This is a genomic window from Candidatus Acidianus copahuensis, from assembly GCF_000632495.1.
Lineage (GTDB): Archaea > Thermoproteota > Thermoprotei_A > Sulfolobales > Sulfolobaceae > Acidianus > Acidianus copahuensis.
Genome location: NZ_JFZT01000017.1, coordinates 41277 through 65568, shown reverse-complemented (window position 1 = coordinate 65568; position 24292 = coordinate 41277). Strand labels below are relative to the sequence as shown.

Annotated in this window: 22 protein-coding genes; 11 read left to right on the top strand and 11 right to left on the bottom strand. The window is 33.3% G+C overall.

All coding sequences use genetic code 11. From position 1 onward, the window contains the following. Positions 1 to 29 precede the first annotated feature (29 nt). Positions 30 to 707 (bottom strand): maleate cis-trans isomerase family protein, encoded by a 678-nt coding sequence (locus CM19_RS02040; protein ID WP_048098783.1) that lies wholly within the window; start codon positions 705 to 707, stop codon positions 30 to 32. 37 nt (positions 708 to 744) lie between these two features. On the opposite strand from CM19_RS02040, the gene CM19_RS02035 reads away from it, so the two are divergent. After that, the gene (locus tag CM19_RS02035; protein WP_048098782.1) at positions 745 to 1455 is read left to right on the top strand and encodes a hypothetical protein; all 711 of its coding nucleotides are present in this window, start codon (positions 745 to 747) and stop codon (positions 1453 to 1455) included. On the opposite strand, the gene CM19_RS02030 is transcribed toward CM19_RS02035, so the two are convergent. The 5 genes from CM19_RS02030 to CM19_RS02010 all read right to left on the bottom strand — a co-directional run bounded on the left by CM19_RS02030 (position 1439) and on the right by CM19_RS02010 (position 6044). Next, positions 1439 to 2095, bottom strand: a complete 657-nt coding sequence (locus tag CM19_RS02030; RefSeq protein WP_048098781.1) for an ABC transporter ATP-binding protein — start codon at positions 2093 to 2095, stop codon at positions 1439 to 1441. The genes CM19_RS02035 and CM19_RS02030 overlap by 17 nt on opposite strands. Next, positions 2079 to 3056: an iron ABC transporter permease gene (locus CM19_RS02025; protein ID WP_150111356.1), complete on the bottom strand. Its 978-nt coding sequence runs from the start codon at positions 3054 to 3056 to the stop codon at positions 2079 to 2081. The genes CM19_RS02030 and CM19_RS02025 overlap by 17 nt, the downstream gene beginning before the upstream one ends. A 1-nt stretch (position 3057) precedes the next feature. Beyond that, entirely contained in the window at positions 3058 to 4044 is a 987-nt protein-coding gene (locus CM19_RS02020; RefSeq protein ID WP_048098779.1) for an ABC transporter substrate-binding protein, read from the bottom strand. Between the two features lie 299 nt (positions 4045 to 4343). Beyond that, positions 4344 to 5216: a transcription initiation factor IIB gene (locus CM19_RS02015; RefSeq protein WP_048098778.1), complete on the bottom strand. Its 873-nt coding sequence runs from the start codon at positions 5214 to 5216 to the stop codon at positions 4344 to 4346. 78 nt (positions 5217 to 5294) lie between these two features. Then, positions 5295 to 6044, bottom strand: a complete 750-nt coding sequence (locus tag CM19_RS02010; protein WP_048098777.1) for a hypothetical protein — start codon at positions 6042 to 6044, stop codon at positions 5295 to 5297. A gap of 294 nt (positions 6045 to 6338) precedes the next feature. Here CM19_RS02010 and CM19_RS02005 point away from each other — a divergent pair, with 294 nt between their 5' ends. The 5 genes from CM19_RS02005 to CM19_RS01985 all read left to right on the top strand — a co-directional run bounded on the left by CM19_RS02005 (position 6339) and on the right by CM19_RS01985 (position 14502). Beyond that, a complete protein-coding gene (locus tag CM19_RS02005; RefSeq protein ID WP_150111355.1) occupies positions 6339 to 6851 on the top strand; it encodes a hypothetical protein in 513 nt (170 codons plus the stop codon). Between the two features lie 1526 nt (positions 6852 to 8377). After that, the gene (locus CM19_RS02000; RefSeq protein WP_048098775.1) at positions 8378 to 10066 is read left to right on the top strand and encodes a hypothetical protein; all 1689 of its coding nucleotides are present in this window, start codon (positions 8378 to 8380) and stop codon (positions 10064 to 10066) included. A 4-nt stretch (positions 10067 to 10070) separates the two neighbouring features. Then, positions 10071 to 10472, top strand: a complete 402-nt coding sequence (locus CM19_RS01995; protein ID WP_048098774.1) for a DUF3211 domain-containing protein — start codon at positions 10071 to 10073, stop codon at positions 10470 to 10472. A 225-nt stretch (positions 10473 to 10697) separates the two neighbouring features. Next, positions 10698 to 12782 (top strand): molybdopterin-containing oxidoreductase family protein, encoded by a 2085-nt coding sequence (locus CM19_RS01990; RefSeq protein ID WP_235185598.1) that lies wholly within the window; start codon positions 10698 to 10700, stop codon positions 12780 to 12782. 4 nt (positions 12783 to 12786) lie between these two features. Next, positions 12787 to 14502: an AAA family ATPase gene (locus CM19_RS01985; protein ID WP_048098772.1), complete on the top strand. Its 1716-nt coding sequence runs from the start codon at positions 12787 to 12789 to the stop codon at positions 14500 to 14502. Here the strand turns inward: CM19_RS01985 and CM19_RS01980 are convergent. Continuing rightward, positions 14485 to 15348 (bottom strand): hypothetical protein, encoded by an 864-nt coding sequence (locus CM19_RS01980; protein ID WP_048098771.1) that lies wholly within the window; start codon positions 15346 to 15348, stop codon positions 14485 to 14487. The two genes, CM19_RS01985 and CM19_RS01980, sit on opposite strands and share 18 nt — an antisense overlap. 50 nt (positions 15349 to 15398) lie before the next feature. Continuing rightward, positions 15399 to 15698 carry a hypothetical protein gene (locus CM19_RS01975; protein WP_150111354.1) on the bottom strand — a complete coding sequence of 100 codons (300 nt, stop codon included), beginning with the start codon at positions 15696 to 15698 and terminating at the stop codon, positions 15399 to 15401. A 136-nt stretch (positions 15699 to 15834) separates the two neighbouring features. On the opposite strand from CM19_RS01975, the gene kdgK reads away from it, so the two are divergent. Then, a complete protein-coding gene (gene kdgK / locus CM19_RS01970) occupies positions 15835 to 16764 on the top strand; it encodes a bifunctional 2-dehydro-3-deoxygluconokinase/2-dehydro-3-deoxygalactonokinase (RefSeq protein ID WP_048098769.1) in 930 nt (309 codons plus the stop codon). A gap of 318 nt (positions 16765 to 17082) precedes the next feature. Further along, positions 17083 to 18591 carry an NADP-dependent glyceraldehyde-3-phosphate dehydrogenase gene (gapN, locus tag CM19_RS01965; RefSeq protein ID WP_048098768.1) on the top strand — a complete coding sequence of 503 codons (1509 nt, stop codon included), beginning with the start codon at positions 17083 to 17085 and terminating at the stop codon, positions 18589 to 18591. A gap of 394 nt (positions 18592 to 18985) precedes the next feature. Here gapN and CM19_RS01960 read toward each other — a convergent pair whose 3' ends face one another. The 3 genes from CM19_RS01960 to CM19_RS01950 form a co-directional block, all read right to left on the bottom strand. Then, positions 18986 to 19201 carry a hypothetical protein gene (locus tag CM19_RS01960; protein WP_048098767.1) on the bottom strand — a complete coding sequence of 72 codons (216 nt, stop codon included), beginning with the start codon at positions 19199 to 19201 and terminating at the stop codon, positions 18986 to 18988. 141 nt (positions 19202 to 19342) lie between these two features. Further along, positions 19343 to 20473: a tRNA uracil 4-sulfurtransferase ThiI gene (gene thiI, locus CM19_RS01955; RefSeq protein WP_052349413.1), complete on the bottom strand. Its 1131-nt coding sequence runs from the start codon at positions 20471 to 20473 to the stop codon at positions 19343 to 19345. 632 nt (positions 20474 to 21105) lie between these two features. After that, the gene (locus tag CM19_RS01950) at positions 21106 to 21411 is read right to left on the bottom strand and encodes a hypothetical protein (protein ID WP_048098766.1); all 306 of its coding nucleotides are present in this window, start codon (positions 21409 to 21411) and stop codon (positions 21106 to 21108) included. Between the two features lie 285 nt (positions 21412 to 21696). Here CM19_RS01950 and CM19_RS01945 point away from each other — a divergent pair, with 285 nt between their 5' ends. From CM19_RS01945 to CM19_RS01935, 3 genes are read left to right on the top strand one after another with little or no spacing between them, the layout of a single operon-like run. Beyond that, a complete protein-coding gene (locus tag CM19_RS01945; RefSeq protein ID WP_048098765.1) occupies positions 21697 to 21999 on the top strand; it encodes an RPA12/RPB9/RPC11 RNA polymerase family protein in 303 nt (100 codons plus the stop codon). Positions 22000 to 22048: 49 nt separating this feature from the next. Further along, entirely contained in the window at positions 22049 to 22285 is a 237-nt protein-coding gene (locus CM19_RS01940) for a hypothetical protein (RefSeq protein WP_048098764.1), read from the top strand. A 52-nt stretch (positions 22286 to 22337) separates the two neighbouring features. Further along, entirely contained in the window at positions 22338 to 23807 is a 1470-nt protein-coding gene (locus CM19_RS01935; protein ID WP_048098763.1) for a B12-binding domain-containing radical SAM protein, read from the top strand. Positions 23808 to 24292: the final 485 nt, after the last annotated feature.

Genomic DNA, 24292 nt, shown 5'->3' with positions numbered 1-24292 from the left:
CTACTTTCATCAATTATAAAATCATTTCATTAGATTTCGAAACCTGGAACCTTGTGTATTATCCTCAATGTTCTTAAAGCTCTCCACATAGCTGCAGCATTTTCTGACACTACTGGAATTCCCAAATCTTCAGTCAAGTAATTAGAAACTTCAAACGTAGATAGGGCAGTACAAGCTAAGTAAATAGCATCAGCTTCAACTACTTTTTCAAGGTTTCTCTTTACTAATCTATAAATTGTAAAAACTGGCGTATTTGAAATATCTACTCCTTTTATTTTATTTAACCCGTCGAATCCAATTACATCAAAACCTTGAGACTTCATCCATTGAACCTCCTCTAATGTTCTTTCCTTAATGTAAGGTGTACCTATCCAAATTTTTCTTGCATTAAGCTTCTTTAAAACTTCAATAACAGCTTCTCCAGGGAGTATAACATTCGGAATAGTTTGCCTAATTACCGAGGCATGTTTATGAGTTCCGTAAGTTCTTCCATAAACTATAACATCTGACACTTCTTGCAATAGACGACTAACCTCTCTAAGTTCTCTCGTAAACAGTTCTACATCTTCTGGTTCGCACCCTTTAGTTGGTCTCATTCTTGTAGAATGCACTGTTACTCCATCTGGAAGCATTTTCCAGAAATCGTACTCTATTGCAGCATTATTGGACGGTACAATTAGACCTATTCTACCTCTTCCACCCGGCATAGAGTCTTTTTAAATTAAATTAAAATAAGTTTGATTTGTGAAGAAGAGCCTAGAAAAAAGAATCATTAAGATCATTAATGACTTTTTCCAATACGGCAAAAAAGGAGATGAAGAAGTCCTGATAGAGTCCCTAGAAAATGTAGAATATAAAAGTAAAAAATTGATAATTAATAACTTTGAAATTCCATTAGAAAAGAAAGAAAATATTATAGGGGCGATACTTGCTAATATACCGTTGATAATCTTAGGAGAAGGAGAGATCAAATGGGACTTGCCAGAAAAAGTAGTAAAAGTTCAAAGGGATGCATTAAAGCTATTGGAAATTGGAGGATTTAATGAACTGGCTACTTTAGAAATATACCTTGTAATTGAAATGGCCCTAAGATCCCTTTATTCCTTATGGTTAGGTGATGTTACTCAAATTAAATATGGTAAGAAGAAAATTAAAGCAAAGGATATTGATTATAGAAGACTAAAATTACTTATCCATAACAAAGGATGGAGTAAATATAAGGTTAAGGTTAATGGAGAGGCTTTTCCCTTCTCTCAAGGTAGCCTTCTGTCATGGGCTGAAAGATTTATGGATAATAAAACAAGTCTTGCTTTTAGATTAGCTATAAACGTAAGAAATCTTTTAGCCCACGGTGAGGTAGAGTGGGAACTATTCCCCACAGTTAATTCGCTTTACTCTTCCTCATATTACTCATGGCTTATGTTTCAAAGACTAAAGGCTAAAAGTCAAACCTAAAGTTACTCCACCCATCTTTTCCTCTTCTTAGCTTAACATTGTATAGTTCGGACAACAGACTCTCATTAACGTCTGCTGGGTTCCCAGAATAAAGTACTTTTCCATTCTTCAGAAGGAGGACTTTCGAGGCAAAGTCTAATACCTCAATTTCATGAGAAGTGATAATGAATGTTTTATCATATTCTTTTAGTATCCTTAAAACTTTAGCCCTATTTGCCAGATCTAGATTTCCTAGTGGTTCATCCATAAGGACGACGTCTCCTTCAACTAGGGACTTTACTATCAAAACCAATCTTTTCTCTCCGCTACTTAACGTGGAAAAGTCTCTATTAATTAGCCCTTGAATTTCCATTTTTTTCATAACTTTCGTATATTCATTTAATTCTATCCTAGATCCTGCCAACATTACATCAGAAACTTTCATTTGAGCAGAAAAAAACTCAGCTGGCACGTAAGATATTTTCCCTTTTAGGCTCACTTTACCTTCCGTCTTTTTTACCATTCCAATAATTACTCTTAACAAAGTAGTTTTCCCCGAACCATTAGGTCCAAGGATAACATTAATTCCTCTGTTAGGTTCAAAGCTTACATTATCTAAAATCCTTTTACCATTTATTTCAACGCTAATATTCCTGAGCATTTCGTCTCACCAAGACATAAATTATGATGGGGGAGGCAATTAATGATGTAATTGCAGTGATGGGTATTTCAAAACCTAGAGAACCATCAGCTATCAAATTGCTAAAAAGCAAAATTGTTGAACCCAATGTTATAGATCCTAGAATCAATGACTTAGTGTTACCTCCATAAAATCTTCGCAAAATATGGGGAACTATTATACCTATAAAACCTATTATACCTACTTGAGATACCACGTATCCAACGATAACGCTAACTAGAGCTATCCAGAAAACTCTAAACTTATTGGGGTCTATTCTTTTTGAGTAAGCCATTTCATCACTTATTGAAACAAGATCTATTTTCCTAGAGTATCTTAGGGATACTAGAACTAATCCCAAAGCGAGCAACGATAAGATAACAACGTCCGTATAACCAACTATCTGTATACTTCCAAGTAACCAAAATATAAGAGGAGGAACTTGAGGGAACCTTATTGACATTTCAGTTATCATGACGGTTATTAATGAACTAAAGATATATGATATAACCACACCCCCTACGATAATCCCATATACTCCCGTTTTTCTGCCTATCAATACCGTTAACCCTGTGGCTATTAGAGAAAACATGAATGCTATGACTGGGGAAATGTAGATTATCCATGAAAACGGAAGATTAAATGCTAGTAAATAATATGCTAAAACCGCACCAAATGCACCTCCTGATGCAGTCCCACTAATGTAGGGATCCATTAAAGGATTTCTCAAGAGTAATTGCATTATTGCGCCAGAAATTGACAAACATATACCTATCAATAACGTAGATAACGTAGTTGGAAATTTTATATCCAAGATAACTGTCTTATATACGCCATGAAGGGAGAAGATTTTATCAAAGGGAACATACACTTGACCGTAAACTAAAGATAGGAAAAACGAGATAATAAGAAGTGATAAAAAAATTAGATTTATTCCCTTCAATCTAGTACACCGGTAATGTAGGATTTATATTCTGTTTTACCCAAGTCCAGTTAATGTATTCTGGAGCTTCTCCGTAAATTATGTCATGAATCATCGGTATAGCGTAAACTGATAGAGGTCCAGGTTCGTTGACGAGGTTTATAGCATTTTCTGAAATAAAATAAATCCTATGATCTTTATAAGCTGATACATTTTGTATCCCAGGCATGTGATTAACTAAGTATTCTGTATAGCTTAAGTTATAAATTACTTGAACAAATATCACATCGGGATTTGCTAATAATAGTTGACCTGGATTAAGAAGTGGATATCCGGATTGAGAGCCAAAAACATTTATTCCACCTGATAGGGAAATTATGGAATTAATAAAAACATTACCACCAGCTGTAAAAAAGTCATAATTAGGACATATCCAGATTATATCCGCTACAGAAATATTGCCGGTTGTTGAGAACTCTTGTAACTTCTGATTCATCCATTGGTTCAATTGATTACCTTCATTTGACGAGTTGAATAACCTACTCACATTCATAATACTTTGTTCAATTTCATAGTAATTGCTTGCAAAGTCGTCATTAGTCAAATAAACGTTAAGTCCAGCTTCTTTCATTTGAGTAAAATAATTCCCTATTAAACCTTCTTCGCCAATTATTACAGATGGTTTTAGTTCAACTAACCCAGAAATATTAGGAGGAGATATCTGATTAAAAATAGTTATATTATAGGGAAGAAGTGATGTATCGTTTAACGATTTTAGGAGGGAGTAAGAGTACGAATCAACTCCTACCACGTATTTCCCTAAACCCAAGCTAACTAGGATTTGAGTGTCACTTGGAGACAATGAAATTACTCTTAAGTTAATTTTACTGCCACTATTAGTTGATGATTCATAAGGTGGTGATTTTTGGATATTTGAGTAAAGCTCAAAGGAAATTAGCCCTACTATAATAATTAAAGCCACAACTATACCGATAATATTCCATTTCATATTATGTGGTTAGCTTATCCATATAATAAAGTTAACTTAATTGATGAAAAATTAGACCTAACCTTTTAAGAAAAAAGTTTTTCAACGCTTCGATATCACTCTAATAAATAATCCTACCGTAAATAAAAAAAGGTAATAAACAAAAAATCAAATGAAACGTAAAGCTTTCCAAAAGCACTTAACCATACGCCTACCATTAGAAAGGTGGAAATACCCAATATTAATGAGGATAATTTAACTAAATTATTATTCTTTTTTTGTCTTTGCTTTTTCTTAGCCATAATAAGGAAGAGTAAAATTTAGTTAATAGATTCTACTTCTACTCCTACTTCTTTAGCAATTTCTCTATATCTATTCCTAATAGTAACTTGTGTTACGCCAGAAACTTCAGATATCTCTCTCTGCGATCTCCTTTCACCATTAAGCGAAGAGGCAATATATATTGATGCTGCAGCTATACTTGCAGGATCCTTCCCTGAAGTGATCCCTGAATTCTTTGCCTTATCTACTATTTCTAAGGCTGCTGACATTGTCTTACCGCTTAGCCCAAGTAAAGAGGCTATCTTCACTACATAATACTTTGGATCGCTAGCAGGAACATCAGTTACATTCTCCTTAAGTAGTAGTCTGTATGCCTTCGCTATTTCCTTTTTGTTCACTGAAGTGGTTCGAACAATCTCGTCTATAGTTATTGGAATCTTATTCTTTCTACATGCAGCGTAAACGGACGCTGCCATTACTTCCTCTATACTCCTCCCCTTAATCAACTTCTTATCTAGTGCTTTCCTGTAAATTATTGATGCTTCCTCTTTTACTGATTTTGGAAGCCCTAATTGATTGGCGATTCTCTCGAGAACTGTCATTGCCTTTACAAGGTTTCTTTGTTCTGACGTACCAATTCTTGACCTAAGTTGAAGTTTTCTTAATCTCATTGCCTTTGCTCTATCTTTTCCCTTCACATCCATAAACGTTGATAATCCCATATCATGAACAGCAATATTTATAGTACTAGCTCTACTTCTTTCCCTATTCTCCTCCTCAGTATAAGCTCTCCATTCTGGTCCCTGATCTACTACTTTATCTTCTATAACCTCTCCTGTTTCTGTGCATATGTACTCTCCACGATCCTCGTCAAAGACAACTTTGTCTGGTGAACATATAACTTCACTCATCTTGATTCACAAATCTTACTATTTGTGCTTTGACAATAATAAACTTTTCTATCTAAGTCTAGATTATCATATTAAACTTTACAATATAGCTTTCGCTAATGAGAGAATATTCGCTATAGTTTCTTTTCCAAACATCAACTCTGTTGTCCCATTAATATGAATAAGCAATAACGAAAAGGTATTATCACTTTCTAAAATATAACTATGACCGTCTAATTTACCATATAAATAGAAGAAGCTAGGAATTTTAACAGTGATATTACCTGGAATATCAATTATAACTGTTTTATTGTATATCTCTCCAGAAATATTAAATCTAGGCATCTCTATCCAAAAGTTTCCCTGCAGTTTATATGGAGAAGTGAACAAACTTGAATTAATCGAGTTAAATAGATTTAGAAGAAGCGATATTGTATAGTTACTAGAATTCTCCTTATCCAATACGAAACCAATATACTTCCCATTATATCCAATAGCTAAAGACGAATTATATAAATATAAAACCGAATTATTCTCACTCTCCTTTAAATGAAATTTAGTTGATAAGTAAAGAAGTAATAAATCGCCATAATTAGTTCTAGATAGCCCTTCTACGCTATTGTTATATATAATTATTAGACTTTTATTCAATAATACATGAGTATCTGAAATATTTATAGGTACACTAAAATTGTATATTCCTATTTTGGCTATTAGAACGCGCGCTGTATTATCAACCGTTTCACCTACTATCCTGTGATGAACATCTACTAGTCTCATTCCTCCCATAAGAATGCCTATAATTATTAGTATACTTAAAACAGCTATTAGCAAGCTTCTCTTATACATTCATCATTTAACTGATTCACAAGGTTTAAAAATATTTATAAATAATTGGTTTGTGAAAGGGCTGAAAGATGTTTTAATGATGTTTAAAATTTAATGATTTCAACACGTGTAGGAGATCTAAATTCATTTCTGGTATAATAATTGATGCGTATAAAGTTTAAACCGTGCTATATACCTTACAAGAACGACATTAATTTATTATGGTAAAAGAGATTTCTTAGATAGTTTTACGTTCTATATAATAGACAAATTATGAGAAAAAATTTTAGTAGTGTTTCGTAACTGGCATAAATGATGCGTAAATTAATTATAGCCTTAGGCATTATCCTTATAGTAATAGCCTCGATATTGGTCTATTTCTCTACAACAATGCAAAATAATGCTATAAATTACAAAGAACTATTTCCTAAAAATCTTTACGGATTGACCTTGAACAGTACTAATAACGAATCAGGTTATACTAAAATCTTAAATTATTCAACTTTTCTTAACTATTACTATGCAAGATATTCGAATACATCAAATAATATTACAATAATCATTTTTAATGTTAGCTCAAGAAAAGTTGCATGTATGTTATTTAATAATTTCTATACTAAAATAAAACAAAATGCTACATACGTCAATAAATCAAATTACCTTGGAGTAAATCAAGAAGAGAATTTTTACTTTAGTAATGGAGTAGAAGTAGAAATTTTACAAGGAAAGACTTTAATTTTAATATACAATTCATATACAACACATACAAAATTAAATCTTACATTAGACATCGCTAAACATTTGCTTCGATTTTTCCCTAGTAACTAAGTATATATTAATCCAAGATAACTTTTGCGTTAAAAACTTTCTCCTCGGAACTGGAAACAATTTTATAAAAATCTTATATAAAACTATATAGACAAAATTTTACGAACTAATCAATGAACAGCTGTTGTTATCACGTACACATGAAGTAATTCCTCATTCTGAAACAAAGAGACTTAAGTCCGTAAACTCATTGACTTGAATATTTTGAATAACTTGAAAGAGAAGTTGCAAAATCTAGTTTCCGCTGTTAAGACTAATTGTCTAGTTTGATCTTGTTTAGCTTATTCCATCTCTTTCATATAAGCAGACAAATACTTAACGCAGTATATTATATATCTCACACATAATAACTTAAACCAAGTTATTAACCTTAGAGTTTCATCACTACCATGTATGAATTATGAAAGATACAATATGTATCAATTTATTTTACGAAATTGATACTATTTACCTTAAGGACCATCAGTCTCCACTAAATCTTTACCCTCTAATCTCCATAAATATAAGTAGCATCTATTTTACGAAGTTATAGATATATACCTTAATGACAACAATAAGAATACAAAATATATCTTCAACTTGACATATAATTTTCCCTTAGTTAGTTGGGTAATATGGTTAAGCAGATAGGGACATTATCGTTATAATTGTCAGAAAGATTTTTCATCTAAAAAAAGAATTAACTTGTAGGGAGTGTTCTCCTTCCGGCTACTCGGTTAGAGTATCCCCAATAGGCCGTGGAGGAGGCCTCCCACACCAGCAAGTAGGTTCAATAGTCCCGATATGAGCCCTTGAATTAATAGGCCCAAATTGAGACTAAGACCTACTTCTATTGCATGTATAGCTAGAGGATCTAGCATAAGAATATCACGTTAAAACCAATTATAAATTTTTCTTTAATACTCAAGAAAACTATACATGTTCATTTTTAACTACTTGATAAAAAACTAATGGCAAAGTATATATAGAACAAAGTATAATTTCCTATTTCTCAGTGAATTGAGTTGAATGATTTAATTTTACTTGGAATTAGTCTATTAAATATTTTTAGATATCTGTGTATAAATTATTCACTAGTTCTATATTATTATTAGAATAATTATAAATTAAAAATGAGAAGTAAAATAAAGGCTTTAATTGGGCCATAAATGAATTTTTAATTATAAAGAAATTTAGAATAAACAGATTATAACTATTTACAATAAATTATATTATAAATTTATCAGAAAGCTAAAATTTAAAAGATCTTATAAAAACTACTATTTTATAACTAAAAGATTCCTGCTCTAAAACAGCAATCTTTCAATTCTTATCGAGTTAGATATTATAGGGATTGCTTTAGTTATTGGTGTAAATTGTGAACAAATCTAAAGATCTCTAGAAGAATGTATGTTCGGAATTCTTTTATTTTGTATAACTCGATAAGTGTTATAAAAGGAAATAGTGTATTGAATAAAATCCACATTTCTTTCACACTCTATACCACTGTGATAAAAATTTTAAACCGCATTTTTACCTCTACATTAATGAGACGTAATATTATCTTTCCTCTATTTTCAGTGGCACTCTATTTGACAATATTTAGAAGCCTTTTCTTCGTTCGTGCATTCTACATTACTGATACTGAACCTTCCCCAATGCACATAAGAGACTTTGTATACTCTTTCCCTAGCTTAAATGGATACCTTTATAACGTATTAAACTTAATTGCATGGAATTCACCAGAGAAGATTCTAACAATAATTCCCTTTATTATAGGTTCTATCTCATTCTATTTTACAGCAAAGCATTTCAAGGCGAGTGAATGGAAAGCGTGGCTTCTTTCTCTTATTTTTATGCTTAATCCAGGGACAGCACTGATTTTCGAATTAGGTGATTCTCCGGGCATATTATTTGCGTATTCTCTTTTACCTCTTATATTTTGGGCAGGCTACAATCTAGCCCAAGATCCAAGCCCTAGAAACTTTTTCATTTTAAGCGGGCTAATAGCAATGGATAATTTTGTATACTTTGAAGGATTTATTTTTTCATTTGTAGTCTTACTTCCTATAGTATTCCTGTCTAAACAAAAGTTGAAGTTTACCAGTTATATGATGATTTCACTGTTTTTAGGATTTCTAACTGAAGCTAATGAAGAATTACTACTCTACATGATAGCAGTTCCCTCCTATCACGTAGTATCACTTAACTTTGATTATTTTAAGTTATATTACTATGAAATAGGATATGTATCTTTGTATCTAGCAATATATACATTATTAACGCTTAAACAAAAGAAAGAAGTACTTACATTAAACTTAACAGCTTTCATTGTATTAACATTATGGTCACTTTTTTTCATAGATAACTTAAATATTCCTATTATAAATGCAGTCTTGTTAACTTTTACCACATTTCAATCAAAAATGATATTGTTTATTAATGGCCTCTTATCTTTCTCTATGATCTTTATAAAAGATTGGAAAGTAGTTCTACTTGGTATTATTCTCCTTAGCATTTCTAATTATCCGTCAATATATGATGGAGGAATGCAAAATACTGCATATTCGATAATAACATTTAACGCAAAAAACCATTCCGTTCCAACTGGACTTTTCGGAGTTGAAAATTTTATCTATAATCATAGCAAGCAATTCTTCTACATAGGTATACCTCCTTACTTAATCTTGGGGAAAACCCCACTGTATTCAGACTTGCTTCCAAATGTAGTAGAGATATCTAACTTTTCATCAACATATTTGGCTAGTTATGGTATCAAGTATGTAGTTACAACTGAAAAAATAAACCAAGCCAATTTAACTCTAGTATATACCTCAGGTCAATTCATGGTTTACAATGTTGATAACTTCAAATCTGTTGCTCATTCTAATGATAGTTATCTAAACGTTTCAGTTACTCCATATAAAATTATAGTAAAGGGAAATGGTAGCGAAGCTTATTTTATAAATCCCTCGATCAATGGACCTTCTGGGTTATGGAATACAACACGTAATGGATTATACTTAGTAATACCTATGAAAAATGGTATCGGAATAATTACAAATCTGGAACCAAAACTAAATGCAGAACTCATGAACATAGATTACATAGCAATATTCATTATAGTTTTAGGAATAATAATTAGTAAAAAATCTATAATAAACAAATTAACTCATCTATTTCAAATTAAAGTAAACAAAACTATAAGGTTTTTAAGAAAAGTAGAGAAGAGATAGCAATATGAAAATTATATTAGAATTTCCTACCAAACACGAGGAAGAAGTACTTACTATTATTCTTTCAGATCCAACTTTCGTTCTGCCCTTTCTATTTCCAGTTATCAAAAAAGTAGAGAATGAAAATACGAAATTTAAAGCGCTAGGGAGATTTGGAATAACAAATTTCGAAATGAATGGAAATGTATATAGAAGATATAATGGAGTAGAATATATATTTACCATGACTCCAAAAGGGTCTGCTAACTTAAAGTTTATTTTGGATAGGAATAAAGTTAGAATTGAATTCGATTATGAAGGTTGGTTAGATAGTTTTACTACACTGTTTATCAAGAGATGGTTTAATATAGCTTCAAAAGACTTTGAAGAACGTATAAGATTAAGAAGAATAGAAAAGAAAATATAATTTACTAATATTGCTCTCTATTTTAATACTTATTTAACTGCTTATACTTAAGTTCGTATATTAACCAAAAATAGTAGAGATATTCTTATATAATAGGTAATATTTTGACAAGGTAATATTTAACTAGGTGAATTAACGTTAAACTAACTTGTATGATTTAATTGTTAAAAATGTAGATTGATAAAAAGTAGTATGACTTATGTTCGATGTTACATGTGCAAAAATATGTGTGGAATAGTAGCAACTTCTGAGGGTGGGAAAGTTAGAGTTGCTGCAAATAGAGATCATCCACAACCTGGAATATGCGGAAGAGGTGCTGCAGGTCCTTTTCTACTAACACATCCGGATAGACTAAAAGGCCCTTTAATAAGAAAAGGAAAAGATCTAGTTCAAGCTAAGTGGAACGACGTATTAGATGAAACAGTAAAATACCTGAAAGAGCTAAGGGATGATGGACATCCGGAATATCTCGCAATAACCTTTCATGACTACGGCAAGGAATTGCTAGAAAGATTTGGTAATCTTTATGGTACACCTAATGTTATAGGACATGAAGCCGTCTGCCATGGTCCAAGAACTGTCGCTTCTATACTTGTTTTAGGGGCAGAAGGACCTAGAAGTATTGATCCAGATTATCCCAATTCAAAGTTCACGGTATTCATAGGAAGAAATCCCCTTGAAGGTATAGTACCAGATATTGTTAGGAGAATAGAGGAAGGAAGAAACAAAGGAATGAAAATAGCTGTAATTGACCCAAGAAAATCTGTATTAGCTCAGAGGTATGCAGATAGATGGATAGCAATATCACCTGGAGGCGACACAGCTTTCCTTCTAGCAGTAATTTACTACATGATAGATAAAGGTATGTATGACGAGGACTTTCTCTTAAAGTTTAGCAACGCATCACTCGTTATATATGAAGATATGTCGCCATCTAATATCTATCATACCTCACTGTTCTTTGAGGGAGAAATAGAAGGGAAGAAGGCTTTTACAGTATTCTCAAGATTAAAGCAAGAGGCTAAAAAGGCTTATGATAGGCTTCAAGAACTTACTGGAACTTCATACGGAGATGTAGAATATATTGCTGAAAACTTATGGAAAAATAGACCTTCTGCAGTAATAGATGATGCATGGCATACGTCATTTTCTGTAGATTCTACTTATACATGGATGGCAGCCTTTACTATTAACGCAATGATAGGTAACTTAGATAAGAAAGGAGGATTAATTTTTTCTAAAAAGCCTAAAATATATCTCAATGAAAAAACTAACATAAGCGCAAAGAGAATAGACAGATACAAATACCCATTAACTTATTCGGCATTTCCCGAAGTTACAAAGGCTATTCTTACGGGAAAACCTTATCCTATAAAAGCCCTTCTAGTAGTGGCTACTAATCTCGATGGAAGGGAACCAAATAGTGAATTAGTTAGAAAAGCTTTAGAAAAACTAGACTTTTTAGCAGTGGTAGATGTTATGCCATCAGACGTAACCAATTATGCGGACGTCGTTTTTGCCGAATCAACATACCTAGAGAGAGAAGAATTACCATTACCAGTTGGATGGACTTTAGAGCCTTGGATAGATGTGCATCAGAAGACTGTAGATCCTCTATATGACACTAAACCGCTTTGGTGGATAATACTTGAATTAGAAAGAAGATTAGGTCTTGCTAACGATACATTTGATAGCCTTGAGGAGAAGATACTAAACCAACTCAATGTTAATAAGGAAGAACTTTACAAGAAAGGTTGCATCAAACTCGAAGGAGATATATATGAAGTTTATCCTTATAAGAGACAGCTTAACACTCCTTCTGGAAGGATTGAAATATATTCAGAGAGGCTTTATAGAAATGGATATTTCCCAATTCCAACATTTGTTGATAATAAGGTAAAACCTAACGATGTTGATGAATTTTACCTTATAACTGGACATACGCTATATCATACTCAAGATAGTATAACGTTTGATATCCCAACACTTATAAAATTAGCCCCAGATAATCCTGTCTGGATAAGTCCTAAAAGAGCCTCTACCCTAAAAATAAAAGATGGGGATGCTGTTGAACTATTCTCTACAACAACAGGACAAAAAGTATCGTGCAAAGTGAAGGTTGCTGAAGGAATAAGAGATGATACTGCTTTTGCATACTTTGGTTTCGGTAGACATTCTAAAGGAGAGAGAGTCGCCTATGGCCATGGATTTGACGTTAATGCAGTAATTTCAAATGAACTCGTAGATAATATATCAGGAGGTATTGCTCAGTCCCTTAATATAGTTAAAATAGAGAAAAGAAATAATTAACATAATGTCCTCCTCATCTATAATACAACTCGCAATAGATGTTATAGAGGTATTATTCTTCATTATTCCAATTATATTCTTTCTCATGATGATGAAAGCAAACAGAATAGGTCTTGAAAAGAAAGTAAAAACAATTACCTATGTGCCTACCGTTTCATGGGATCAAATATTTGATAACAGAGAAGTAAAGAATAGATTAAGAGAGATAAGCGAAGAAGTAAATAAAGGAAGGACTTATGGGGTTATACTGTTTGGCCCACCAGGTACTGGTAAAACTACTATGGCGAAGGCTATAGCCAACGCATTAAATTGGAAGTTCGTAGAACTAAAAGCGTCTAATATTATGAGTAAATGGTATGGAGAAAGCGAATTTCTTTTATCCTCCTTTCTCGATTCTGCAGAAAAGGAACAGCCTGTGGTCCTTTTCATCGATGAGATAGATAGTTTTGCTATGCAAAGAGGCGATACGCATGAAGTAACTCATAGATTAACCAATATACTTCTTACAAAGCTTCAAGAGTTTCACGATAAGAACGATAAAATCCTTATAATTGGAGCGACAAATATACCTCAAGAGATAGACGAAGCTTTTCTAAGACCAGGAAGATTTGATGAGATAATATATGTACCTCTGCCTGATCTAAAAGGAAGAGAAGAAATTTGGGAAGGATATGCAGGGAACGTAGATACATTAGCCTTAGCTAAAAGAAGCCAAAGATTCTCTCCAGCCGATATTAAACTAATTGCAGAAGAGGTAAAAAATAAAGCTGAAAAAGAAGGAAGAACTCCTAGTACTCAAGACTTTCTTAAAGCTCTAGAAGAATATAAACCATCTATACAAATATCCACAATAGTAAAATTCGAGGATTTAGCGAGAAAGTATTCTAGAAGAAGGATTGACTTAAGACTCTATGGAATTCCGCAAGTTACTTGGGATGAACTAGGTGATTTAGAAGATGTTAAAGCAATCCTAAGAGATGAAATAGAAATTCCAATAAAAAACAAAGAGTTCGCTCAAAAGCTACAAATAAAACCAGTAAAAGGTATCCTTCTTTATGGTCCGCCTGGAACAGGAAAGACTAGTTTAGCTAAGGCTATGGCAAATGAACTTAGTGCAACATTTATCCTTCTATCCGGGGAGGAGATATCCTCAGCTGGACCTATGGAATCCCCCCAGTTGATCGCAGAAAAATTCAATATAGCAAGGGACTACTCTCCATCAATAATATTTGTTGATGAGATTGATATGATAGCTAAAAACAGATCTCTTAATGAGTGGAGAAATGCGTTGACTGAACTGTTAACTCAACTAGATGGAATAAGAGAAAATGAGGACATAGTGGTTGTAGGAGCTACTAATAGACCATGGGACTTAGATCCTGCTATTATAAGACCTGGAAGATTAGAGAGATTAATCTATGTTCCTCCACCAGATATGAATGGAAGAATTAAGGTTATCAAAGTCCTCTCTAGAGGAATAGATATTAGCGATGAAGAGATACAATGGTTAGCTGAGAGAACTGAGAGATATACTCCAGCCGATTTAAAGCTCATAATAGATGAACTTAAGAGATCTTTACTTAAAGAGGCGCATTCTACAGGGTTCCTTAGAACTAGAGTAAATCTAAGCGATTTAGAAAATGCATTGAGTAAAGTCAAGGCATCGGTCGACCTAAGCTCTTTATCTTTATATGATAATTTCTCAAAGAGGTTTTTGTAGAAGTGAAAGTGGTATCAAAAAGTATAGAGTAAAGAGAATCAAACTATCCTTAAAGGAGAAGTCGTTCTTGCTAGATAAAATGATTAGAGCAGTATCAACTACTACAAGAGAGAATATTAGGTATCCTAGCCCGTTTAATGGTAAACCACCAAATCCGCCTAATACCCCTAGAACTCCAAAAGCAAACAAAGATAACATGACTATCTCAATTATAAAACCCTCAGTAACTTGCGAAGTTAACCTGGGATCATTAGCACTTTCTCTAAATCCGACAAAAAGATCTTGAGCATTTAATAAAATAGGAATCAGAAATTCGCTATATGCCCAGTTAGGTAACTGAGAAGATGTTATAGAAGAGACTAAAAATTGGGAAGAAACCCACAAAATCCCCATACCGACAATCATTAAATATATTCCTTTATTGTTAGCTTTGATGCCTTCTAACTTTCTTACAAGATAGAAAATAAGAAGAAATATTAGAGGAATGCCTATGAGATAATTCATTCTCTGTATTATTAGGATTGCTATAAGTAAGGCAGATATTATGCCAATAAGAGGTCTTTCATTAAGCTTAACAGTAACTTTTTCTCTCCATTTTAGAAAGGCTATTATGCCAATTGCTCCAATACCTAACGTTGAAACTAAAATTACACTTACTATTATGGATCCTATAGCAAGGTAATAACTTCTTTCCTCAATTAATCCTAATAAGGTAACAATTTCTGGAACGGAGGACAAGATGCCGAGAAAGACAGCCTGATTGCTTACTCGCTTTCCTCCTTTTAGTAACAATTCTCCTCCAATGTAAAATCCTATAATTGGGAGGATAAAATCTTGATAATACACACAATAGTATATGTAACTGTTATCCTTTAAGCTTTTACTTTTACCTTACTTCAAGTTAAGACGTTCCATAACATAAGAATAGATTGTATATATTCTAACTCCTTCCTAATTTTCTTAGAAGAGTTAAGACCTAAAATATTAAGTAGAACCAATATTGTACCTACTTCCCCCTTTACTTCGAGTATAGGCTTGCCTTCTAATATAAAGGCCTTTAAACGATAAAGCTCTTGCCTTATTTTCAATAGATCTTTACGAGCCTTTTTTCGAGATAGCGCAATTATACTAATCCTAAATATAGCCTCATCAACCCTTTGTCGAAAATCGTTATAGTTTATTTCCGTAAAGTTCATCTTTATCAAATATATATTAGACAGGAAAGGTTAAAACTTTATATCAACTTCTTTTTATATGACCGCCTAAATAACGTCTTTCGTATTATTATCTTATAGACAAAAACTTTAATCTCTCTATATAGTATTTTCTTTCATGAAAGTAATCGCTTTAGGAGAACCGATGGTTGAACTAAATGCCCTCACTCCAGGTCCTTTGCGCTACGTGAACTACTTCGAAAAACACGTTGCAGGAAGTGAGGTAAATTACTGCATTGCGCTATCAAGATTAGGTCATAGATGTTCTCTTATAGCTAGAGTCGGTAATGATGAGTTTGGTAAAAATATTATTGAATGGTTAAGAGGAACAGGTGTAGAAACATCTAAAATAAAGGTAGACTCGTCTTCATATACTGCTGTATTTTTTATTCAGAGACACTTTCCAATACCATATGAAAGTGAGTCTTTTTACTACAGGAAATTCAGCGCAGGAAGTAAGTTATCACCAGAAGATATAGAGGAAGATTTCGTTAAACAAGCGGATCTAGTTCACTCTACTGGAATAACTCTAGCTATTAGCGACACTGCAAGAGATGCAGTGACAAAAGCCTTTGCAACAGCTAAGAGGAAAAGCTTCGACACTAACATTAGACTAAAGTTATGGAGTCCGGAAAAAGCTAGAGAAACTATAATGCGTCTCTTAAAAGAAGGAGTTGAAGTACTTATAACTGATAAAGATGACGCGAAAATCCTAGTAAATGAAAGTGAGCCTGAAAAAATTAAAAAAGCTTTTATGGATTATTGTAAAATTTTAGTTTTAAAGATGGGTAAAGAAGGAGCAGCCGTATTTAAGGAGGAAGAGAGCTATTACATTAAAGGATATAACGTTCCAGTAGAAGACGTGACTGGTGCGGGAGACTCCCTTGGTGGTACATTCTTGGGTCTTTATCTAAATGGCTATAGCTTAGATAAAGCGTTAAAATATGGAGTTGCAGCTTCTGCTTTAAACGTAATGATAAGAGGAGATAACGAAAATATACCGTTCTTGGAGGAAATTGAGCGATTCATAAAATCGATAGAACGATAGCAACATTAACTATAATTTTCCAAGAATGCCCATAAATGAAGGAAATAGACTTACTAACAACTAAGAGCAAGGAGGAATTATTTTAACCTGATTTAGATAACATAGCGACGAAGTTTGAGTCATATACTGATTGGACTTTTAAAATTTATTTTAGTTAATTTATGAATTATGATTTATTATTATTTTGAGGAAAAATTCAATGATTATGTAACTCATGGAATAACAAAAGGTAAAGTTTATACTTAACTAATCTTAAAATAAGATATTTGATCCTTACATTTCAATAATACTTTTAACTATTCAGACGATCTTTATACTATGAAAGAATTACCTCAAGAGTTTAAGGATATATACTTCGTTCAGGACGGTATACCTTATTTTAAGACATTTTTAGCCGGAGAATGGGTATCATCCCAAGAATTTCAGGATATCAAAAGTCCAATAGACCTAACAACGTTCTCTAAAGTTGTAAAACTCAATTCGCAAGTTATAGATAACGCTCTAGATATTATGTATAAGCGTGGTAAATGGGATATCAGGGATACGCCTGGAGAGAAAAGAATAGCAATATTTCAGAGAACTGCTGAACTATTAGAACGTTATAAAGATTATTTCATCGATATCCTTGTTTTAAATAATGGAAAGACAAGGGCTGCTGCTGAGGGTGAGGTAAGGGCTGCTGCTGAAAGACTGAAGCTAGCGGAATTAGATGTAAGGAAAATTTATGGAGATTACGTTCCAGGAGATTGGAGTAACGAAAGCATAGAAGCTGAGGCGATAGTGAAAAGAGAGCCGTTAGGAATAGTATTGGCTATTACGCCGTTTAATTATCCTCTTTTTGATGTAGCTAACAAGCTAGTATATTCCACTATAGCAGGTAACGCAATTATAATAAAACCTGCGTCTTCTACACCAATAATAGCTATACTTTTCGCAAAATTATTAGAAATGGCCGGTTTTCCAAAGAGGTCAATCTCAATAATTACCTTACCTGGAAATCAAATGGATAAGCTAGTATCAGATCCTAGGATTTCAGTTATATCCTTTACTGGAAGTACAGAGTCAGGTAAGGAAGTAATTAGGAGTGGAGGAATTAAGCAATATGTTATGGAATTGGGTGGGGGAGATCCGGCTTTAGTTCTTTCAGATGCAGATCCAGAACAGACGGCGCCTAAAATAACCGTTGGAATAACCAGCTATTCTGGTCAGAGATGCGATTCGATAAAATTTATTTTTGCTGAGGAAGAAGTTTATGATAAACTAAAAGACTTTCTTATAAGTGAGCTAAAGAAAGTTAAGGTAGGAGACCCAAGGGATGGATCAGTCACTATGGGACCGTTAATAGATGAGAGAACAGCTGAAGAAGTAGAATACTCTGTAAAAGATGCAATAAATAAGGGAGGGAAGGTTTTGTATGGAGGTAATAGAAATAAAAACTACATAGAACCGACTCTTATAGAAATAGAGAAAGATAAATTAAAAGATCTTTACCTTTACAATAAAGAAGTTTTTGCATCTATCGCTATTTTTACAAAGGTAAAAGGAATAGATGAAATGATAGAGCTATCTAACTCTCGTAGATATGGACTTGACGCAGCAATATTTGGAGAAGATATAAATAAAATAAGGAAACTCACTAGAATGTTAGAAGTTGGAGCTATTTACATAAACGACTATCCAAAACATGGAATAGGATATTTCCCGTTTGGAGGTAGAAAAGACTCAGGAGTTGGTAGAGAGGGTATAGGATATACTATAGAATCAGTTACTGCGTATAAAACAATAGTCTATAACTATAAGGGTAGAGGAGTATGGGAATATATGTAAAAAGATAATTTTATTAATTTTAATGGACAATATATGGAAAATTATAAAATCTGGATTAAATATCACTTTTTTCACTTTAATTTTTAAGTTAATAATAGTTTTCAATTTAATAAATATAGAGAAGAACACGTGCGGCCAGAAAATATCGACCCATAGAGAGGAATATGAAGTGTTTTCAGCTATTGATAGGACTAACGTTAACAGATACCCTTCTTTGACCAAAACTTAATCTAGTTTATAGAGATTTTCATTGATTTTAGCCTTACGGTAATGAACTAAGATGACCTTTAGTATGGTAATAAGTTCAAGCGGGAAGATGAAGTTGAAACCCCTGGTGAGAGCATAAATGTTACGACCTAACCACGGATAACTCATTAAGACATTATAGCTTTGGCTAACTGTTCATTTTACCTTTCTCTATGTGAGCAATATAATACATGTAAAGTTTTATCGCATGAGGGCAAGGAGTATTACCACACGTACACTTAGAAGAGATCAATTTGTTATTCCGTATTATTACCTCTACTTTATAGCCTCCTATTGCGCATCTTGCTGGAACAACACCTTTAACTATTGTATCTCCTCCTTTCTGAAAAATCGCTACTTTCATCCTGATAGTAAAGTTCTTTTACTCTTAAAAAAAATTACACAAGACACCATGTGACGTCCTCACAATAGTGAAGTGTAGCGAGAACGTCTTCTCTACTTTTCTTATTTGCCGTCTAAAGATCTTTTTAAGAAAATAGGTAAATTAATCCATTTTAGAATTTATTTGTAAAATAACGTTATTAATGACATCATCTAGCTGTTTATCAATCTCTTTTATATCTTCTAACTTTACTTTAGTCTTTGGATGATGAGAAAACATCGAGCAGTACTCCGGAACCTTTATTGAAGCCTCAAATGTTCCGATTTTTTCAGCCAATTTTATGATTTCGAGCTTATCGAAACCTATTAAAGGTCTTAGAATTAACGTGTCCATACCAAAACTTAAGCTTCTTAAAGATGATAGAGTTTGAGAAGAAACTTGGGCAAGGGATTCCCCTGTAACAATAGCCCCCGCGTTTACTTTCTTAGCTAATTCTTGGCCTATCCTATAAAGTGCTCTCTTGAACGCTATTGATTGAAGCCTCTTACTTATGTTGGAAGAGATTACCTCGGCAATTTTTAGACAATTTATACTGTAAAAATGAGAAGTATAGCCTATTGACCACTGTCCAATTCTATTCACAACTTCTTGAACTTCTTTCTCACCTATTGGACCAGTTATATTGCAATACATGAAATCTACCGCAACACCTCTTTTCATAATCATCCATGCAGCAACAGGTGAGTCAATTCCTCCAGATATTAACGCCAAAGCCTTTCCCTCCGCCATAAGAGGTAATCCTCCTGGTCCTTCTAAAATCTCGTCAAAGAAAAAAGCGGAGTTATCCCTTATCTCGATATGAAGTGAAATGTCAGGATTTTCTAAGAAAACTTTACCATAGTTAGCGAGTTTTTCTCCAACCTTTTCCGAGACTTGAAGAGATGTGAAATTATGTTTTCCAACTCGTCTTGTCCTTACAGCAAATGTCCTGCCAGTTACTTTATCCTTCCACATTTTTTCGGCTTCAGAAACTATATCATCTATTGATGAGAACGTCATCTCATATGAAGGACTAATCGATCTAATGCCAAATATTCTTGAAGTTGATAGCTTTAGGCAATCGATATCACCATAAAGTAAAATACGACCTTGAGATCTTTGTATTTTCTCTAGATTACAGTTAAATTTCTTTGCCCCAACAATAATATTTTGCATTAAAAGTTTTTCAAGTTTTGTCCTAACTATATTACTTTTTATGGCAATCTCATCATATCTTACTATTAATACTCGCATAAGTACAGCTTGGAGATCGCATTTTAATCTTTAAAGCTTTAGAGACAGAGTGGGTGACACTTTAATCTTTTTAGTTGATAGCCACAGGAATTCCAGCACGTCCCTAGATGGCTTTAGATTGTTTAGTGTATTTAAGTTCTCTGATGATTATACGTCAGAAATTACTCTAAGGAGAAACTATCTTTATCAACTTTGCTTCTTCGTCTCTTCCACATCCAGACATCATTAAGGACGCTAGAATTACCTTTAAATCTCAACATACTATATGATGCTTTAACATATGCCCCTTTTACTTGCTTATACTACAATTTTTTAATAATATAACGTCTTTCCTTAATCTCCTATCCACAATAGTAAATGAAAGCTCATTATATTTTTATCATGAACTATCTATTTCTATCCTTATGAGTATGTTGTTCGCTCTCTTAACCTTAACGAGACAAATGATATAGATGATGATATATCCACTTTTTAGGAATTTTTTCCTATATTACTCAAGTTTAGACAATGATTTGTAATTATTACAGAATATCTATAAACTTACTTTTAACTCTCATATATTATCTCTTTAATATGGTTATATAAAAATAATTTACATTAAAGATTTTCAGCCTTAAATAGATTAAAATTCATTAGAAATACTGCCTTCTTCTACTTGTTCTTTTCTGCTTGGTAATGTTTTGAGTTGATGCCTTTAGAGCTAAATATTCTCCAATTCTTGAGGAAGCTTCTTTATAGCTACTTACTCCCTTAAGCATCTCAGCTAATCCTCTTTCATTAATATAGTTCAGCCAATTTACTATATGACCTTCTTTAAGATGATACTCTACGCATGCACTATCCTTTTTTCCTAGTCTTTCAATCTCTGATTTCAACTCCTTTACATCATGAGCTATACCTACAACTTTATTATACGATCTAAAGTAAAATGGTTCCATATACTCTTCGTTTGTCCAATAAAAATTTTAACCTTAATGCCAAAATATTACCATCTAATGAATTAACTCGGTATATTGTTAACGTAATAGTTTTAGGATATTTCCTATTACTCTCTCAGCTTATTAACACTTATTACCATGCGTTGAAGATTCGCTTTTTATCTAGATAGTTAAACCTTTAATACTACTAGAAGAAAAATTATAGATCATCGTTTTTATTGGATCCTATATAAGAAAACTTTATATATGGGATAATAGTGAAATCTACTCTTATGGTGGCTTAGCATGAAGTTCTGTCCTAAATGTGGCGGAATTTTAATGCCTACAAAGAAGGATGGTAAGACTATCCTTAAATGTAGAAAGTGTGGATATGAGGAAGAAATGGATAATAAGGCGAAGAAAGAATACCAAATTAAAGAGTCTACAAAGAATGAGAAAGTTCTAACTACATCAATAGTTAGCGAGAAAGAAGGTAGAAAAAGAGACGAAGAGGAATGGGAACAGGAAAGAGAAGAGTACTATAAAGAGATAGGACTAGAACTCTTAAGGGACGAATTCGAGGGTAACGAAGAAAACGATGAAGATTGATCTTTAACAGAGTAAAGGTTTTAATCTATATTTATCTACTGATTTAAGTATGAAAATAACGGAAGTAGGGAACAAATATCTTGTCCAACTTGGTAAGAGGCAATTAATGTTAGAAGAAGTTAAGAACGAAAAAGGTATCAAGCTATTTACAATTTACGAAGTTAAAACATACAAGACAGGAGAGAAAGAGTGGAGCCCAGATACTGCGCAAGCTAAAAAATTAACGTATAAGGATGCTCCAGACGACATAAAGAAAATTCTGAGGACTTTTAAGCTAAAGATCTAGGTGATTTATTTTGGTACAGTTCGACTTTGTTTTAACTACAGACAGATGCTTAATGACCAATCATCACCATAAAGAGTTTCTAGGGTTCTTAGGTACAGGACCTGCTGTAGGAATTCCAGAAAAAGCTTGGAAATGGTTAGCATGTCCCAAGATTAAAGTAGATGAACTGGGAAGACCTGTTGAAGCTCCCTACGGAATGAGGAAAGTGGAAGCAAAATTAATAGATGAAGGATTTAATGCTGCTATAATCGACCCTGATTATATTGGAAGATATACAAAAAATGCAAAGGCTCTACTCTTTTCACATCATGATTACTTTGCATTTGGCCCTCCCTCATCAACGTGGTGGGGAATAACTAAAAAAGAACCAATTAATTACAAGAGCTTTCAAGAGCTTATAAACAAGCCAGAGATCGCTGAAGGAAAAAAGAATGGAATGAAAATACTTGTTGGAGGGCCATCTACTTGGCAATGGCTTTGGAGAGAAGACGAGATTGAAAAATTGGGTGTCGACACGCTTGTAGATGGTGAAGGAGAAAAAATTACAGTAAAGTTGGCTCAGAAGATACTTGATGGAGATGTGTTACCTAGATATGTTTACGTAAGTGGAGATGATGTTCCTAGTATAGAGGATATTTCAGAAATTAAAGGAGGAAGTGTCAACGGTCTTGTTGAAGTTATGAGAGGGTGTGCTAGATCTTGTAGATTCTGCTCTGTAACATTAAGACCTACAAGATATTATCCGCTTGAGAAAATAGAGAAAGAGTTACAAGTAAACGTTAGGCATAACATAAGAAACGGAGTAATTCATAGTGACGATGTTCTCTTTTATGGCGCTGTTGGAATTTTGCCTAAGCCAGAACCCTTAATTAAGCTTCATACATTAGTCAAGAAATACTATAAAACAATTGCTTGGAGCCACGCTAGCTTAGCAGCCATCAGATATAGTGAAGAAAAGTACGGATTAATCTCCAAACTTACAGAAATAGTTTATCAAAATGGAAATCAAGACTATCTTGGAGTAGAGGTCGGAATAGAGACTGGATCAACTAGATTAGCTAAGGAGATCATGCCAGCTAAGTCAGCCCCCTACAAACCAGAGAATTATCCAGAAACCGTTGAGGAAGCATTTAAAATAATGCATGAACATAACATAATTCCCGCTGGTACAATGATTATTGGCTTACCAGAAGAGACAGAAGATGATGTATATAGAACAATAGAATTAGTTGACAATCTTAGATCATATAGGAGTATATTAGTTCCTATGTTCTTCGTTCCAATGGGTTACTTCAAGAATAAGGACTGGTTTACTAGAGTAAAATTAAGTGATGCGCATATAGAACTGTACAAGAGGGCCTTCTGGCATGACGTATATTGGGCAGAGGATATAATAAATAAGTTTTACATGAAAGGACCCCTATATTATCCTGTAAGACTTACACTGAAATTGTTCCTTGCTATTGCCAAGAAGAAAATGAAAGCAGTTGAGAAGTGGTTAGAATCACAGACTAAGAATTGACTTGCCACTCTAAATGGCAAGGGTTCCTCTCTCTATTCTGATTTATATATTTCATTGAGAAGGCGGTCGAGAGAATCAGAGAACTCTTCCCATTATTTAGTTTTCTAATAATGATTTTTATTGGTCTTCTACCCTTCTTTGGGTTATCCAGGTCTTGTAAATGAAGATGGCTTCTCTAAAGCAAACTTCTCCAATGTCACTAGATAGTTTGAATTTTTTCCTTTAAGACTTTGTATACTGACTGTGTTCTATTCCTAACAGCTCTTTTCCATTTTTACCTTCTACATCTCTTTCATTTTCAAAAATCCACTTAAGGACATATTTTAGACCTTACACATAGTTTTGAACAAGAGAGGCTTATCTGGAACAACCTTCATTGCAACGCTCAAAGTTATCACAGATGAGGCCCCTCTCCGTGAAAGAGAATAGTATAGTTATTTTGTATAATCTTTTCACTCTCTGCCTTAAAAGGTGAGGCTTCCATC

Excerpts from the sequence above, each read along its gene's own strand:
- CM19_RS02040 (WP_048098783.1), bottom strand. The coding sequence starts at position 707 with ATGCCGGGTGGAAGAGGTAGAATAGGTCTAATTGTACCGTCCAATAAT.
- CM19_RS02030 (WP_048098781.1), bottom strand. The coding sequence starts at position 2,095 with ATGCTCAGGAATATTAGCGTTGAAATAAATGGTAAAAGGATTTTAGAT.
- CM19_RS02020 (WP_048098779.1), bottom strand. The coding sequence starts at position 4,044 with ATGAAATGGAATATTATCGGTATAGTTGTGGCTTTAATTATTATAGTA.
- CM19_RS02015 (WP_048098778.1), bottom strand. The coding sequence starts at position 5,216 with ATGAGTGAAGTTATATGTTCACCAGACAAAGTTGTCTTTGACGAGGAT.
- CM19_RS02010 (WP_048098777.1), bottom strand. The coding sequence starts at position 6,044 with ATGTATAAGAGAAGCTTGCTAATAGCTGTTTTAAGTATACTAATAATT.
- CM19_RS02005 (WP_150111355.1), top strand. The coding sequence starts at position 6,339 with ATGCGTAAATTAATTATAGCCTTAGGCATTATCCTTATAGTAATAGCC.
- CM19_RS02000 (WP_048098775.1), top strand. The coding sequence starts at position 8,378 with ATGAGACGTAATATTATCTTTCCTCTATTTTCAGTGGCACTCTATTTG.
- CM19_RS01995 (WP_048098774.1), top strand. The coding sequence starts at position 10,071 with ATGAAAATTATATTAGAATTTCCTACCAAACACGAGGAAGAAGTACTT.
- CM19_RS01990 (WP_235185598.1), top strand. The coding sequence starts at position 10,698 with ATGTGTGGAATAGTAGCAACTTCTGAGGGTGGGAAAGTTAGAGTTGCT.
- CM19_RS01985 (WP_048098772.1), top strand. The coding sequence starts at position 12,787 with ATGTCCTCCTCATCTATAATACAACTCGCAATAGATGTTATAGAGGTA.
- CM19_RS01975 (WP_150111354.1), bottom strand. The coding sequence starts at position 15,698 with ATGAACTTTACGGAAATAAACTATAACGATTTTCGACAAAGGGTTGAT.
- kdgK (WP_048098769.1), top strand. The coding sequence starts at position 15,835 with ATGAAAGTAATCGCTTTAGGAGAACCGATGGTTGAACTAAATGCCCTC.
- gapN (WP_048098768.1), top strand. The coding sequence starts at position 17,083 with ATGAAAGAATTACCTCAAGAGTTTAAGGATATATACTTCGTTCAGGAC.
- CM19_RS01960 (WP_048098767.1), bottom strand. The coding sequence starts at position 19,201 with ATGAAAGTAGCGATTTTTCAGAAAGGAGGAGATACAATAGTTAAAGGT.
- thiI (WP_052349413.1), bottom strand. The coding sequence starts at position 20,473 with ATGCGAGTATTAATAGTAAGATATGATGAGATTGCCATAAAAAGTAAT.
- CM19_RS01950 (WP_048098766.1), bottom strand. The coding sequence starts at position 21,411 with ATGGAACCATTTTACTTTAGATCGTATAATAAAGTTGTAGGTATAGCT.
- CM19_RS01945 (WP_048098765.1), top strand. The coding sequence starts at position 21,697 with ATGAAGTTCTGTCCTAAATGTGGCGGAATTTTAATGCCTACAAAGAAG.
- CM19_RS01940 (WP_048098764.1), top strand. The coding sequence starts at position 22,049 with ATGAAAATAACGGAAGTAGGGAACAAATATCTTGTCCAACTTGGTAAG.
- CM19_RS01935 (WP_048098763.1), top strand. The coding sequence starts at position 22,338 with ATGACCAATCATCACCATAAAGAGTTTCTAGGGTTCTTAGGTACAGGA.